Below are 15,503 nucleotides of genomic sequence, written 5' to 3'. Positions count from 1 at the left end.
ATGTTCTTCCTTTTCTTTTTAGTATCTCAACCTCTTTGTTTTATTTTATATTAATTCCGTTATCTGTAGCAATCCATAACTTATTATCCAAACTCTTTACAACCCTTTTGATATAGTTACTTGATAAATTAGTATTGGTAGCATTAAAACTTTCCCAAACATTTGTGGCGGTATTAAAACACGACAAGCCTTGTCCGTCAGTACCTACCCATAAAGTATTTAAATCTTTAATAAAAATGGAACGGACCAAATCTAAAGGTAACCCAGAGTTTGAAGAATTATACGTTTGCCAATTAACACCATCGTACTTTGTTAATCCACCATTACTACCAATCCAAGCAACATTATTTGAGTCAAACGCAATTGTGTATACACTACTATTGGGTAAAGGACTATTGGTCGTGGTATAATTTATAAAATCTGTCCCGTCAAATTTTGACACACCAACTGAAGAAGCACACCAAATTGTTCCGAAATTGTCTTTTCTTATTCTAGCAATAGAATTACTTGGTAAGTTCGAATTACCTGGGTTATATACATTCCAAATAGTTCCATCAAAATTACAAATACCTCCACCACTAAATGTACCTATCCAAAGCTTACCTGAATTGTCTATTTCTAAACTACGTACTTTATTAATGGGTAAAGGCGAATTACTATTTTTATATATCGTCATGGTAACCCCATCATATTTTACCAACCCTCCATCTGTACCTATCCAAGTAATACCATTATTGTAAAGTACACAATTTACAATGTTGTTTGGTAAATTAGAATTAGCTGTTGTTAGCGTATTCCATACAGCACCATCAAAAGTGGTGTAGCCGTATTCTGTTGCAATTCGAATAATTGAAGTTGAAGCATCTATATCATTAACAACATTGCTTAACAAAGCTGTATTTGATGTATTATAAATAGTAGAAAATGTATTGTTTGTTGGAGTAACAGGAACAATTGGCTCTGGATACACATTTGCTTCTTTTTTACATGAAAAAAGAAAAATCACCAACGATATTAAAACTAAATATTTCATCACTTCATATCCTCAACTAAGTTAGTAAAATAATTAATATAAAACAATGATAATTAATCAGTTCTAATTTAACACTTTTATCTCTTTTATAATTCTATTTGGAACCCCATTGGTTAAAAAGGTAACCATTGAGTTCTTTGAGTTTGTTTGTTTTCTTTTAATCAAAATAAATGTGGGTTCAAAAGCAGCAATAGGTTCATTTGTAAATTCAGCCTCAAAACCTTCTGAACTAAAAGTAGCTGCAAATATTTTTAAAGGCGATTCACCATTATTGATAATTTTAAACTTCTTTTCTAATTCATTTTCCTCAAAAGTTAACACAGTATCTTTAAAAGTCAACAACGGTAATTTTTCCATTTCCGAACCATCTAAAGTACTTTGGTTGGTATCGGTAACCGTTATAGCAATAATTTCTATTTTACGCTCCAATGCGGCCCCTGGACTATATACCGAATTTCTTTTATCAGCCAAATCGTCACTAATCTCTTTTACCGACTGATATTCTCCAAAAGGAACTTTGGTAAAGGTTAATAACCCACCATTTTCTGCTGCACCATTGATATAAGGAAGCAGTTTTCCATTTTCATACTCGCTCAAATAATTGATTAAACTAGAAATACGTCGTAAGGTTAAATTTACATTGTAATCTGATTTAGATAGAGGACTAGCAAAACCTTTTATAGTTAAAGCTACTTGTTTTCCTGCTTCAAGCTCCTTAATTAAAAGTGGTGTAAACATCTCCAAATCTTTTGCACCTTTATCAATATAACTGCTAAACAAATCTTCAATATCTACCATGGCATCATCTTTTTCTACGCCTTTCAACCCATTAGAAAACTCTCTTTTGTACTCATTGTATAAGCGCGTGTAATCTTTATACGTGCTAACATAATTTAAAGTGGTAGTAGTATCTCTAGAACGAGGATTAGGGTGATCGTTATGAAAATATAGCTTAACAGGTAAATACCGGTTTAATTCTTCTAAGGTAGTAAAAACTGTTTTAATGGTATCGGGTATCCCGTAGTAATACACATCATTGCAGCAGGTCTCCCCTTTTTTGGTATAAGAACCCTTACGGTTTGAGGTTAACAATGCCGTTTTTCCTTTAATGGAATAATAAAAATCGTTGGTACTGGTATTAATTGGGAAGCCAATATTTTTAACAGGTTCATAATTTTTCAAATCAGTTTTAGAGCTAAAAATATCAAACCCTCCCAAGCCTTCGTGCCAGTTAGAACTAAAATAAAGTGATGAATCTTCTAAATTATAAAACGGTGTAATTTCATCTTCAATAGAGTTTATAACCTTTCCCGCATTTTTTGGCATTTGAAACTGATTGTTTTCGTTGATTGAATACCAAATATCCATCATACCTTGTCCACCTTCTCTGTTTGAGGAGAAAAACAACACCTCTTTTCCGTTTATTTCGGTAATGTAGGGTTGTGTAGTAGTAGCTGTTGGACTGTTTACCGCAGAAACTTCAAAAGCACTCCCCCATTTTCCATTTTCGTAAGGAATTGCATAAATACTGCAATACAAATTTCTACTGCATTTGTTGTAATAAAACACATCGCCTTTCGTATTTAAACACCCATTGGCTATGTGAAAACCTTTTTCGTTTATTTTCTCTTCTAATTTACTATCGGTTAGCCAAACATCTCCTTTTCTGTTTGCACTAAACAATTTCATTAAATAGTAAGACGTATCAGAAACTTCATTATCATCTTTCATTTTTTCATCACGCAGCGAAGAGTAGATTAAAACAGAATCGCTTAACAAGGTTGCTCCCAACTCACTATCGTAGGTGTTGATAGAATTACCTATGTTTTTAATATCGATAGGCAAAGAATCTTTTCGAAGTTGTATAGCTGTTTCGCACGATTTAATTTCTTGCATTACCTTTTGGTAATGATAGCTTTTCTTATCTCTAAAAAAACGTTTCGAACGCTTGAAAAACTTTTTTGCCTCGCTGTAGTTCCCATTATATTTCAACATCATCGAATACCAAAATGGAGCTAAAGGAAATAATTTCCCTCCCATGTCCTTTCGATAAACCGTATTGTAATACCACTCTGCTTTGGCGTAATCGTTATACAAACGTAATGCTTCGGCATATTTGTAAACCACATCAAGGTAAGCCGAATCAACATCCATGGCATCTTTATACCACTTGCTTGCTCCATAATAATCGCCTTCGGCAAAAAGTTGGTCGCCAACTTTAATAAATTGCTTTTGTGATTGAGCAGAAAGCCCACCAAGAGAAAACACAACCAATAAAAAGACAATCCAATTAAACCTCATTGCAATTTTTTACTTGGTTAAAAGTATAAAAAAAATAGTGATTAGAAATTAGTAGCTGTTGGTAAGTAAGAAATTATTACTTCTTCTTTTGTGTCATTCTGAACAATATTTTGTGTCCCGAGTATTCGGTACTACAAAATGAAGTGAAGAATCTATTTTTAAAAAATATCTAATGCTTAAAGATTCTTCACTTCGTTTTACATCAAAAACAAGTTTTTTGTAAAACATTGTTCAGAATGACAGTAAAACTATTTTTTAAGTTCTAATTTTTTTTATTTCTTAAATAAGCAATTACTGCAATTACCAAAATTACTACAACCGTTACAGGAACAAAAGTAGGAATTGGAACTGGGTCACCTTTTGCATAAGAATGCAACCCTGACAAGTAATAATTTACACCAAAATAAGTCATGATTACTGTACTGAAACCAAGAACTGAAACCAAGTTAAACAAGTATTTCCCATTAGCTTTTGGTATAAATCGTAAATGTAAAATCATGGCATAAATCAACACAATTACCAATGCCCAAGTTTCTTTTGGATCCCAACCCCAATACCTACCCCAGCTTTCGTTTGCCCACACACCACCTAAAAATGTACCTACTGTAGCCATAAACACCCCAACGGTCAAAGTCATTTCATTGATATACGTCAACTCTTTAATGGTATCAGTAATATTGTTGTAATTCTTTTTGGTTCTTAAAATCATTAACAACAAGTTCATAAATCCTAACAATGCACCCAAACCTAAAAACCCATAGCTACCCGTAATTACTGCAACGTGTATCATCAACCAATACGATTTTAACACTGGAACCAATGGAGTAATTTCTGGATCAAGCCAGTTTAAATGTGCAACCATTAAAATTAATGAAGTCAGAACAGCTGTTGCGGCCAAGGTCATTTTTGAAGTACGTGAAAACAAAAAACCTGCAAAAACCGTTGCCCAACCAATGTATATCATCGACTCGTAACCATTACTCCAAGGTGCATGACCAGAAATGTACCAACGAGCAGCTAAGCCTAATGTATGAGCTAAAAACAATGCAAATAAGAAAACGGACAATCCAGTAATGACTCTTTTCTTCCATTTCTTCGCACTAAAAATATCCATGAATAAGAACACTAACATCAACAATCCTGTAAACAAGTAGTACTTAAACAACTTCTCAAAAATGTTGATTTTATTGTAGGTTATCTCGGCATCAATTACCGATTGAGCAGGAATAACTGCTGCGCCAAACTTTTGTTGATATTCAACCACATGATTTAAAATACTGTCGGCTAAAGACCAGTTTCCGTTGGTAAACGATTCGTTTATTGCTGAAAAATAATAAGGAATAATCGACTTCACAAAAACCGAATCGTGCGATTTAAATTGTTGATAATCCATACTGGTAAACCACGTATTGTTTTCATCTCCAGCTTTTGGAAACACCCTCAACATTGCACCCTGAAACACCATAAAACAAATGTTTGCACGCTCATCAACAGCAATTACTTCTTTGTCGTATTTGGTACGTTCAGCAGGTTTTTTACGATTGGCTTCATCGGCATCTTTTGCTATGATGTAACTAAACTCTTTATCGAAGAAATTTTTAAAAGCTGCATAACCATCAACTGCGTTTAATTTTTTCTCTAATTCAGGATGTTTTACTTTAATTAAAGGTTGTTCTTGCCAATAACCAGGATTGTACATCATACTTAACAACACTTGGTTGGCACTCATGTCGTTAAATTGCTCTTTACGGGCAACTTTACGCAATACTTCCGAAGCCAAGGTTTGAACTGGTTTTATTCTACCTCCAGCATCTTGAATTAACAACCTACCAAATTTTTCAGCATGTTGCTCATCAATTTTAACGTATTCGTTTTTTTGATGTGGCGAATCGTGTTGAGCAGTTGCAAATCCTATAGAAAACAACACCAATAAAACAGTCAATTTTTCACGTTTCAACCGCATTTTGTTAATGGAGTTTCTTAAGGTATTAAATCTTGATTTTTTAGAAAGTAAGGTCAACACCATACCTAACATTAGCAAGAAATAACCAACATAAGTTACGGTTGTTCCCCAAAAATCGTGGTTTACCGATAATACTGTTCCCAATTCATCTTGGTCGTACGACGATTGAAACAAACGATAACCATCGTAATCCAATACATTGTTCATAAATATGCGTTGCGAAAATTTCTTCCCACCATTTCTGTTATCAATAACGGTTACTTCACTTTCGTAAGATGAGGGGCTCATCGAACCAGGATATTTGTATAAAATAAAATTATCGAGTTTTACTTCAAAAGGAACATACACTTCTTTAGCACCATAAGCCAATGAAAAATTTAATCCTTCCAACTGAAAAATGGTGTTTCTTGAGGTATATCCTTTACCTCCAAATAGTGTTACCTCATTTTTAGTATTGTTACAAGTTACATCAACCACCAAAGCATCTTCACCTCTAACACCTTTTGCAGCAGTAACTTTCTTTACTTCTACACTTTCGTGTAATTCCTTAAACACTAACTGGATTCCACCAACGGTGTACAATCTTCGGTTTTTAAACTCGTGTAAGGAATCTCTAACCAACACATCAGTTGATTGATCATCCATACTTAAATATTGAATATCGTAAGGCGACAGAACAGTCAACCCTCCATTCAATTCACTAATTTTAATGGCTTCCGACCGACTGTTATCGTTAAATGCAATCGGGAAATCGCCAAAAAATTTGGTTTGACCATCTTCAATAAAACGTGACATTCTTCCACCTTCACCAACAGTAACTATTTCAATTATTTTTTTACCATTTTTTACAGGAACAACCGTATCAATAGAGTTTGGAATAAAATCTTTGTAACTAACCGCAATATCTTTACCTTCAAAATTAAATTTAACATTGAAGTTTTCGTTATGTAACGGATTTAAAAACAAAGGTTTATCAAAAGCATACTGCATTTTTTGGTCGTCCACCTTAAATTGCAAATACGTTTGGTCGGTAACAATAATATTACTTTGCTCTCCTTCACGGATATGCATCAAACCCTCAAAACCAAAGTATCGTGTAATTCCAGCACCAATCAATATTACAATAAAAGCTACATGGAATGTTAAGGTAGCCAATTTGGATTTTTGAAACATTTTATACTTAAAAATGTTACCGATTAAGTTAATGGTTAACAACAACATCACCAATTCCAACCATCTGGTATTAAAAATTACACTTTTAGCTGCTGGTGTACCGTAATCGTTTTCGATAAAGGTTGCCACACCAATTGCTGCTCCGAAAATAAAAAGCAAAACAGCAGTTAGTCTGGTAGAGAACAATATATTTTTAATGGAAGTAAGCATGTGTAATTAAATTTATGACAGCAAAATTAACTATTTTTGAAGCAATCAACCGATTAATTCAACTTTATTGAAAGAGATTAAAACCATAACATTTATTGGTGCTGGAAACGTGGCTACACATTTAGCAAAAGCTTTGTTTAAAGTCAACATCTCTATTAATCAGGTTTACAGCAAGTCGTTTAAAAATGCCAATGCTTTGGCTAAAAAAGTAAATGCTCAGCCCATCGAAAATTTGAGCCAACTCAATAGCCGAACAGATTTGTTAATCATTTCGGTACCTGACGATGCTATTGAAACTGTTTTAAAAAACATAACCATAAAGGATAAATTAATGGTACACACTTCGGGTAGCGTTGATTTAAGTGTTTTTAAAAAAGGAACTTTTAAATCGGTTGGAATATTTTACCCTTTGCAGACTTTTAGCAAAAGTAAAGCGGTTAACATCCACGAAGTACCTTTTTGTATTGAAGCCAATGCTAAACCAAATTTAACTTTACTCCACATTTTGGCTAATAGACTATCTGATAAGGTTTATGAAATAAGTTCGGCACAACGACAACAATTGCATTTAGCAGCTGTTTTTGCTTGTAATTTTTCTAACAACATGTATCAAATTGCTTTTGATATTTGCGGTAAAAACAACATCGATTTTAACATTCTGAAACCATTAATTAAGGAAACTGCTCAAAAAATTGAAACCATTGAACCCAAATTAGCACAAACCGGACCAGCAAAAAGAAAGGATGCAACAACCATTTTAAAACACTTGGATTTACTTCAAAATCAAAAAAATTATCAAGACATTTATCAATTAATAACGCAAAATATTCAGAAAGATAGTTGACAGTTAATGGTCTTCAATAAGTACAAAAAAACCAATAACTATCAACCAACAACTAATAACAAAAACATGAGTAACTTTAAAGAACTTCTTCCAAAAATCAACACTTTTATTTTTGATGTTGATGGCGTTTTAACCGACGGTATGGTTACGGTAATGTCGGACGGTGATCAAATTAGACGTATGAACATTAAAGATGGCTATGCCTTGCAGTATGCTGTAAAAAAAGGCTACAATATTGCCATTATTTCTGGAGGAAGCTCCGAATCGGTTCGTTTGCGTTTAAACGGACTAGGTATTACTGATGTATTTTTAAAAGCGAGCAACAAAATAGAGATTTTTGAAAACTACATCAAATCAAAAAACATAACTACCGATAACATTTTATACATGGGTGATGATGTTCCTGATTATCCTGTGATGATTAAATGTGGAGTAGCTACCTGCCCCAACGATGCAGCTATTGAAATTAAAAGCATTGCACATTACATTTCTCACAAAGATGGCGGAAAAGGTTGCGTAAGAGATGTAATTGAACAAGTGCTACGCTGTCAAGGTAAATGGTTTGACGAAACTGCTCACACATGGTAATTAGTAAATTGTGTTTAGTGTATAGTAGTTAGTATACTTATCGTTGTTTTACAAAACAAAACACTAAACACTATATACCAGGCACTAGGCACTAGACACTAAAAACGACATACAAATGACTCAACCAAACAACCCTCTTCACGGCGTACGATTAGACACCATAGTTAATACTTTAGTAGATTATTACGGCTGGGAAAAATTGGGGAACCACATCAACATCAATTGTTTTAAAAACAACCCAACGTTAAAATCGAGTTTAGTATTTTTACGTAAAACACCTTGGGCAAGAAAAAAAGTGGAGGACTTGTATTTAGAGGTTATCGAGCGACAATCATAATTTAACAATTTTTGTAAAAATTTGAATTAGAATAAGCCTTAAATTTGCACCATGGTATTTCTTACAAGAAGAGAACGTTTTAATGCTGCTCACCGTTTATTTAAACCTGAATGGACTGACCAACAGAATTTTGAGGTTTTTGGTAAATGCTCCAACCCCAACTGGCACGGACACAATTACACTATTTTTGTAACCATAAAAGGTGAACCAAACCCCGAAACTGGTTTTGTAATTAACCTTAAACAATTGAGCAAAATTGTTCGTGAACGCATTATTGAACAAGCCGATCACAAAAATTTAAACTTGGAAGTTCCCTTTATGAAAGAGAAGATACCTACTGCCGAAAATATTGCCATTGCTATTTGGCAAGAAATTGAAGCCGACATTATTAAATTAAATTGTAATTTACATTGTATAAAGGTGGTAGAAACCGAGAATAATTCGGTGGAATACTACGGAAATTGAATTTTATGGCAGAATTAGATAAAAACATGATGAGAGAAAATAACATGGACGGTTACGAAAAAATCGAACAGTACAATGATGATAAAATCAATGCACTTTCCAATCATTATGCAAAGATAATTGAACATTTAGGCGAAGACGTTAAACGTGAGGGCTTAGAAAAAACTCCTGAACGAGTGGCTAAAGCCATGCAATACTTAACACACGGTTATGATTTAGACCCCGCAGAGATATTAAAATCTGCTATGTTTGCCGAAGACCACAACCACATGATTATTGTAAAAGACATTGAATTGTATTCCATGTGCGAACACCACATGTTACCATTTTTTGGAAAAGCACACATTGCTTACATTCCTAACGGTCACATTGTTGGTTTAAGTAAAATACCTCGTGTGGTGGATGCTTTTGCAAGAAGATTGCAAGTTCAAGAACGTTTAACAGACCAAATTATGAATTGTATTCAAGACACCTTAAACGCTAAGGGTGTAGCTGTTGTAATTGAAGCTAAACACATGTGTATGCAAATGCGTGGTATTCAAAAACAAAATTCTACCACAACAACCTCTTCGTTTACTGGTGCATTTGAAAAAGATAGCACCCGTAAAGAGTTTATTGCATTAATTTCACACAAAATGTCATAAAATTAACTGCCAAACTGACTAAAATTATATTTGGAATACCATTTGACTATAGCTTAAAAAAAATTAAATTATTATTGAAAACTAAACACAACACACCTAAAACTAAACACTAATAATATGTTAACAAGCCCCATATTTATCATCGGTATTGTATTTATGCTAATAGGATTAGCAGTAGGTCAAATGCTAAAATCAAAATTTAAAAAGTATTCAAAAATTCCACTTTCAACCAATTTAAGCGGTAAAGAAGTTGCTGAAAAAATGCTGAAATATTACGGCATTTTTGATGTAGAAGTAATTTCTGTACAAGGTCAATTAACCGACCACTACAACCCCGTAAACAAAACAGTAAATTTAAGTCCTGATGTGTACGAAGGTAGAAATGCAGCAGCTGCTGCAATTGCTGCTCACGAATGTGGACACGCTGTGCAACATGCTACAGCTTACAACATGCTTAAATTAAGAACTGCTTTAGTGCCTTTACAAAATGCAAGTGGTAAAATCATCAACATTATTGTAATGATTTCCATTTTTGGAGGTTACTTTTTATACAGTGCATTGCCTTTCAATGCCATTCTTTATGTAATTATTGCTGCTTATGCCGTAATTACTTCTTTCAGTTTCATTACGCTTCCTGTAGAATTTGATGCCAGCAAACGAGCATTGGTTTGGATTAGAACGAATGGTATTGTTAACTCATCAGAATACGACAATGCAAAAGATGCCTTGAATTGGGCTGCTGCAACATACGTTGTTGCTGCAATTGGTTCATTAGCCACTTTATTGTATTACATATCAATGTTAAATAATAGAGATTAATAACTATAAGTCCATTCAAATAATTCTATAACCACATAGATACATAGGTTTCTTATTATACAACTGTAATAACCATAAAGTATTAAATAGGTACACAATAGCTATTTCACGCTAAGCGTGAAAAACTATGTATAACTTATATCATTCTTTTATAGTTTTTATAGCTATGTACCTATGTGGTTAAATATTTTTATATCAAACTCATGTTAATTATTATCAAATCACTATTATTTTTAATTATAAAATTCTACTTTTGTCCCGATATAAATCGGGATTAAACAAACACAAAAACCAAGTTGAAATGAGTATACTAGTAAACAAAAATTCAAAAGTTATCGTGCAAGGATTTACGGGTGGTGAAGGTACTTTCCACGCTGGTCAAATGATAGAATACGGAACCAACGTTGTTGGTGGTGTAACTCCTGGAAAAGGTGGTCAAAAACATTTAGACAAGCCTGTTTTTAATACGGTTGAAGATGCTGTTAAAGCAACTGGTGCTGATGTCTCAATTTTGTTTGTGCCTCCAGCTTTTGCTGCTGATGCAATTTTAGAAGCTGCTGATGCTGGTATTAAAGTTATTGTTTGTATTACAGAAGGAATTCCTGTTAAAGACATGATTCCTGTTAAAGAATATTTAAAATCAACTGATTGTCGTTTAATCGGACCAAACTGCCCAGGTATTATTACTCCAGGTGAAGCTAAAATTGGTATCATGCCAGGTTTTATCTTCAAAAAAGGTAAAATTGGTATCGTTTCAAAATCAGGAACATTAACTTACGAAGCTGCCGACCAAGTGGTGAAAGCTGGTTTAGGAATTTCTACTGCTATTGGTATTGGTGGTGACCCAATTATTGGAACCACTACACAAGAAGCTATTGAAATGTTTATGGCTGACCCAGAAACGGACGGAATAGTTATGATTGGTGAAATTGGTGGTAACCTTGAAGCAAATGCTGCTGCTTGGATTAAAGCTAACGGAACTAAACCAGTTGTTGGTTTTATTGCCGGAGAAACTGCTCCTGCTGGTAGAACAATGGGACACGCTGGTGCTATTGTTGGTGGTGAAAACGATACAGCTCAAGCTAAGAAAAGAATCATGAGAGAAGCTGGAATTACTGTTGTTGATTCGCCTGCAACGATTGGTGAAGCTATGGCTGAATTAATGAAAGTTAACGCATAATAAAGTACTGAGTGGTCGGTGATGGGTGGTCGGTAAGACAACTCAACACTCATCACTCAACACTCACAACTATTTATAGATGAAATTATTAGAAGGTAAAGTAGCCATAATTACAGGAGCAACCAGAGGTATTGGTAAAGGTGTTGCCGAAGTTTTTGCTAAACATGGTGCTCAAATCGCTTTTACGTACGTTTCTTCGGAAGAACAAGCCAAAGAAGTAGAAAAAATGCTAACCAGTTATGGTGTAAAAGCAAAAGGATACAAATCGAACGCTGCTGATTTAAAACAAGCGGAGCAATTTATTGCTGATGTGGTTGCTGAATTTGGTAGAATTGATGTAATTGTAAACAATGCAGGTATTACTCGCGATGGTTTATTGATGCGTATGAGTGAAGAAAACTGGGACGAAGTAATCAATACCAACCTAAAATCAGTATTTAACATTACCAAAGCTGCGTTGAAAACTCTATTGGGACAACGTTCTGGCTCTATCATTAACATGAGTTCGGTAGTAGGTATCGAAGGTAATGCAGGACAATCGAACTATGCCGCATCTAAAGCTGGAGCTATTGGTTTTACTAAATCTATAGCACAAGAAATTGGTTCTCGTAACATCCGTTGCAATGCCATTTGCCCAGGTTTTATTGAAACTGAAATGACAGCTCAACTCAACCAAGACATTATGAAAGGTTGGATAGAAGATATACCTATGAAAAGACCTGGAACTCCGGAAGATGTGGCTAATGCAGCATTGTTTTTGGCTTCCGATTTATCGTTGTACGTTACCGGACAAACACTTAACGTTTGTGGTGGTATGCAAACCTAGTTCAAACAAAACGATTTATACAAAAGGAGGCGATGGCCTCCTTTTTTTGTTCTAAAAAAATTGTTTACTTATATTTTCATTAATTTACTAAAATAATAAACGAATAATTAACCTATTGTTTAACATTTCAGAAATATTTAATAATAGAGAAATCTCAGTCTTTTCTTGGGTAATTATTTTTCTAATTGGAGTATTTTCTAAAGAAAATTCAAGGAAGGCAATACTTCCTCTAATTTTTAGCTTCTTTAGCTTATACAGGCTATATATATTAATGATAATTTATATTGTCTTTTTAGTTTTTATATTGAATCTAATCAAATTATGGGGTATTGACCAACTAAAAGATACTATATACTGGGTGTTCGGAGGTGCTTTTGTAATGTTTTTTAATATTAATAAGGCTTCAGAAAGTGACAATTATTTTTACAACTTATTTAAGGATTCTTTCAATATATTGTTAATCATAGAGTTCTTTTCGAACTTATATTCATTTCCACTAATAATTGAATTTATCTCATTACCACTTATTTTAACATTTAGCTTGATTACCAGTTTTAAAAAGATTGATAAAAGTGTTGTTAAATTATCAACTTTTTTATTGAGAACATATATTGTTTCAGTAATTATCTATTCAACTATTTTAGTCATCAATGATTATAAAGTAGTTTTTACCACAGTTAATTTAAAAACATTAATTGCTCCTTCAATAATGACAATATTATTTATACCCTTTCTTTATTTTATTGCATTATATATGGCTTATGAAATATTTTTTAAAATGAAGAAATACATTTTAAATGATAATCCTCAATTATTTAAATTCTTATTCTGGCACGTAATAAAAAGATGCTCCTTTAATCTACAAAAAATTAGATTGGTAAATAAAAAATTACATGTCTATTCATCGATTGAAAAAAGTCAAATTATAGACGAGTTAAATCAAATTATGGAAAAAATATAATCTTATAAAAAAGTTTGATAGTTAATGATTCTTGATAAGAATATCATATGAGAAATAAACTTAAAGAAAGGTTTTTTTCGAGTTTTCACACCCATTTAAAATAGTTCAACTACTTTTATAAAATTATGTGTGGTATCTCAGGCATCATTAGTTTTCAGCCAAACAATAAGCTGGTAAAAAGTATTTCGTCGGTTAACGATGAAATCAAGCACCGTGGTCCTGATGATGAAGGGTATGTTTTTTTTGAACACAATACCCCTACTCCCGTTTTTGGAAAAGACACACCGAATAATGTAAAACAATCTAACTTATTATACACACCAAAAACAGGTATTGAAGGATTCAACTCCAATGCCAATGTGGTTTTGGGGCATCGTAGGTTATCCATTTTAGATTTAACCGAACATGCCCACCAACCCTTGTGCAACGAAGATGGTAATTACTGGATAGCATTTAACGGCGAAATTTACAACTACCAAACCATCCGAGCAGAATTGATTGGGTTGGGTTATGCCTTTACTTCAACTTCCGATACCGAAGTGGTGTTAAAAGCTTACATGGCTTGGGGTGCAGCTTGTTTAAACAAGTTCAACGGTATGTGGAGTTTTGTTATTTACAACACCGCCACACAGCAACTGTTTGGTGCTAGAGACCGATTTGGTGTAAAACCTTTTTACTACATCCACAACAACAACTATTTTGCTTTTTGCAGCGAAATAAAAGGCTTATTAAAACTCGATGGCTTTGAAAAAACCATCAACCCAAAAGCCGTTTACGATTATTTGGTGTTGGGAAAAATGGAAATAGATGCCGAAACCTTTTTTAAGGGCATTTTTGAACTAAAACCTGCCACTTATTTTGAGTTGGATGTAACAACCAAAAAATTTACAACACATAATTATTACCAACTCAACACCAATACCCATTGGGAAAAAGTAAATAAAAACACTTCAGCTAGATATATTGCCGATTTAAAAACCAAAATAACCAATGCAATTGCGTTACGCTTAAACTCCGATGCAAAAACTGGGACGTGTTTAAGTGGTGGTATTGATAGTTCTATTGTAGTTGGAACTATCAATGAATTGTTAAAACAACATGAAATTCAACAAATTGGCGAAAAACAAGAAGTGTTTACGGCTTCTTACCCAAATAACGCCATTGACGAAAGTCGTTGGGCAAAATTGGTGGTAGAGCAAACCAACACCAACTGGAACCAGACCAAACCAACTGCCGTAGAATTACAACAACAACTCGAAGACTTGGTGTATGCCCAAGACATTCCTTTTGGTTCGTCGAGCACGTTTTCGCAATACAAAGTAATGGAACTCATCCACAACAAAAATGTTAAAGTCACTTTAGATGGACAAGGTGCTGATGAGTTGTTTGGCGGTTATGCCAACCACTTTACCAATTGGATGACCAATGCATTTAAATCGTTTTCGTTTTCGGCTATTCGCAACAACTTAAACAATGCTCACCCCAGTTTTGCTAATCGAAAAAATGTGGTAAAACTACCTTTACAAAAATTCGTTATTCAAAATTTCCAGCCGTTTTACTTTAAAAAATTCAAACAACACGAACCCGAATTGGCTTTTGTAAATAAGGGTTTAATAACAGCAAACAACAAGCGTTTTGGTTTTATCAACGATAAAATAAAAAGTACTTTAAACGGTTTGTTGCATTACCAATTTACCGAATACGGTTTAAAACATTTATTGCGTACTGCCGACAGAAATTCCATGCGTTTTTCGGTTGAAAGCCGTATGCCTTTTGCAGATGATATTGATTTGATTGAAACGGTTTTTAATATCTCTGGAAGTTATAAAATACAACACGGCAAAAGCAAATTTTTGTTACGCGAAGCCATGAAAGATGTACTTCCTAGCGAAATCTACAACAGAACTGACAAAATTGGTTTTGCTACTCCCGAGAAAAAATGGATGCAGGAATTGAAGCCTTATTTTAAGGAAATTATCAGTCAACAAAAAAATGATGAGTACGTGAATTGGGAAGATTTTTACCAAAATTTCGATGCCATTTACGACAACGCCCTAAATACAAGTACGCTCAGGTTGTGGAGATTTATTAACTTCGCTCTTTGGCGAAAAGTATATCAGGTGTAAATAAAATTAAAACCACATAGCAACATAGAAAAG

The 15,503-nt window shown here is 33.7% G+C and carries 13 protein-coding genes; 10 read left to right on the top strand and 3 right to left on the bottom strand.

Annotated features, from left to right (window positions below; all coding sequences use genetic code 11):
- Positions 1–40: 40 nt before the first annotated feature.
- From H6589_03405 to ccsB, 3 genes are all read right to left on the bottom strand, one after another.
- On the bottom strand, positions 41–1,033 hold the full coding sequence (locus H6589_03405) for a hypothetical protein (GenBank protein ID MCB9173631.1): 993 nt from the start codon (positions 1,031–1,033) through the stop codon (positions 41–43).
- 63 nt (positions 1,034–1,096) lie between these two features.
- Positions 1,097–3,334 carry a tetratricopeptide repeat protein gene (locus tag H6589_03400; GenBank protein ID MCB9173630.1) on the bottom strand — a complete coding sequence of 746 codons (2,238 nt, stop codon included), beginning with the start codon at positions 3,332–3,334 and terminating at the stop codon, positions 1,097–1,099.
- A 262-nt stretch (positions 3,335–3,596) separates the two neighbouring features.
- Positions 3,597–6,680, bottom strand: coding sequence for a c-type cytochrome biogenesis protein CcsB (gene ccsB / locus H6589_03395; protein MCB9173629.1), 3,084 nt, complete (start codon positions 6,678–6,680; stop codon positions 3,597–3,599).
- 85 nt (positions 6,681–6,765) lie between these two features.
- Here ccsB and H6589_03390 point away from each other — a divergent pair, with 85 nt between their 5' ends.
- The 10 genes from H6589_03390 to asnB all read left to right on the top strand — a co-directional run bounded on the left by H6589_03390 (position 6,766) and on the right by asnB (position 15,470).
- Positions 6,766–7,524 carry a DUF2520 domain-containing protein gene (locus H6589_03390; GenBank protein MCB9173628.1) on the top strand — a complete coding sequence of 253 codons (759 nt, stop codon included), beginning with the start codon at positions 6,766–6,768 and terminating at the stop codon, positions 7,522–7,524.
- A 66-nt stretch (positions 7,525–7,590) separates the two neighbouring features.
- Entirely contained in the window at positions 7,591–8,112 is a 522-nt protein-coding gene (locus H6589_03385; GenBank protein MCB9173627.1) for an HAD-IIIA family hydrolase, read from the top strand.
- Positions 8,113–8,227: 115 nt separating this feature from the next.
- Positions 8,228–8,449, top strand: a complete 222-nt coding sequence (locus tag H6589_03380) for a DUF2132 domain-containing protein (GenBank protein MCB9173626.1) — start codon at positions 8,228–8,230, stop codon at positions 8,447–8,449.
- 51 nt (positions 8,450–8,500) lie between these two features.
- Positions 8,501–8,914, top strand: coding sequence for a 6-carboxytetrahydropterin synthase (locus H6589_03375; GenBank protein ID MCB9173625.1), 414 nt, complete (start codon positions 8,501–8,503; stop codon positions 8,912–8,914).
- Between the two features lie 26 nt (positions 8,915–8,940).
- Positions 8,941–9,558 carry a GTP cyclohydrolase I FolE gene (folE, locus tag H6589_03370; GenBank protein MCB9173624.1) on the top strand — a complete coding sequence of 206 codons (618 nt, stop codon included), beginning with the start codon at positions 8,941–8,943 and terminating at the stop codon, positions 9,556–9,558.
- Between the two features lie 117 nt (positions 9,559–9,675).
- Complete coding sequence (locus H6589_03365; GenBank protein MCB9173623.1) at positions 9,676–10,377, top strand: zinc metallopeptidase; 702 nt, start codon at positions 9,676–9,678, stop codon at positions 10,375–10,377.
- 301 nt (positions 10,378–10,678) lie between these two features.
- Positions 10,679–11,557, top strand: a complete 879-nt coding sequence (gene sucD / locus H6589_03360; GenBank protein MCB9173622.1) for a succinate--CoA ligase subunit alpha — start codon at positions 10,679–10,681, stop codon at positions 11,555–11,557.
- A 79-nt stretch (positions 11,558–11,636) separates the two neighbouring features.
- Positions 11,637–12,383: a 3-oxoacyl-[acyl-carrier-protein] reductase gene (gene fabG, locus H6589_03355; protein ID MCB9173621.1), complete on the top strand. Its 747-nt coding sequence runs from the start codon at positions 11,637–11,639 to the stop codon at positions 12,381–12,383.
- 304 nt (positions 12,384–12,687) lie between these two features.
- Complete coding sequence (locus tag H6589_03350; GenBank protein MCB9173620.1) at positions 12,688–13,344, top strand: hypothetical protein; 657 nt, start codon at positions 12,688–12,690, stop codon at positions 13,342–13,344.
- Between the two features lie 125 nt (positions 13,345–13,469).
- Positions 13,470–15,470, top strand: coding sequence for an asparagine synthase (glutamine-hydrolyzing) (asnB, locus tag H6589_03345; GenBank protein ID MCB9173619.1), 2,001 nt, complete (start codon positions 13,470–13,472; stop codon positions 15,468–15,470).
- The last annotated feature ends 33 nt before the right edge of the window (positions 15,471–15,503 follow it).

It is taken from the genome of Flavobacteriales bacterium, assembly GCA_020635795.1.
Classification (GTDB): Bacteria; Bacteroidota; Bacteroidia; order Flavobacteriales_E; family Vicingaceae; genus Vicingus.
The sequence above is the reverse complement of the archived record's forward strand: the minus strand, read 5'-3'. Positions and strand labels throughout refer to the sequence as shown.

Bases quoted from the DNA above. Each gene is read 5' to 3' on its own strand.
- H6589_03405 (MCB9173631.1), bottom strand. From the start codon at position 1,033: ATGAAATATTTAGTTTTAATATCGTTGGTGATTTTTCTTTTTTCATGT.
- H6589_03400 (MCB9173630.1), bottom strand. From the start codon at position 3,334: ATGAGGTTTAATTGGATTGTCTTTTTATTGGTTGTGTTTTCTCTTGGT.
- ccsB (MCB9173629.1), bottom strand. From the start codon at position 6,680: ATGCTTACTTCCATTAAAAATATATTGTTCTCTACCAGACTAACTGCT.
- H6589_03385 (MCB9173627.1), top strand. From the start codon at position 7,591: ATGAGTAACTTTAAAGAACTTCTTCCAAAAATCAACACTTTTATTTTT.
- H6589_03380 (MCB9173626.1), top strand. From the start codon at position 8,228: ATGACTCAACCAAACAACCCTCTTCACGGCGTACGATTAGACACCATA.
- H6589_03375 (MCB9173625.1), top strand. From the start codon at position 8,501: ATGGTATTTCTTACAAGAAGAGAACGTTTTAATGCTGCTCACCGTTTA.
- folE (MCB9173624.1), top strand. From the start codon at position 8,941: ATGATGAGAGAAAATAACATGGACGGTTACGAAAAAATCGAACAGTAC.
- H6589_03365 (MCB9173623.1), top strand. From the start codon at position 9,676: ATGTTAACAAGCCCCATATTTATCATCGGTATTGTATTTATGCTAATA.
- sucD (MCB9173622.1), top strand. From the start codon at position 10,679: ATGAGTATACTAGTAAACAAAAATTCAAAAGTTATCGTGCAAGGATTT.
- fabG (MCB9173621.1), top strand. From the start codon at position 11,637: ATGAAATTATTAGAAGGTAAAGTAGCCATAATTACAGGAGCAACCAGA.
- asnB (MCB9173619.1), top strand. From the start codon at position 13,470: ATGTGTGGTATCTCAGGCATCATTAGTTTTCAGCCAAACAATAAGCTG.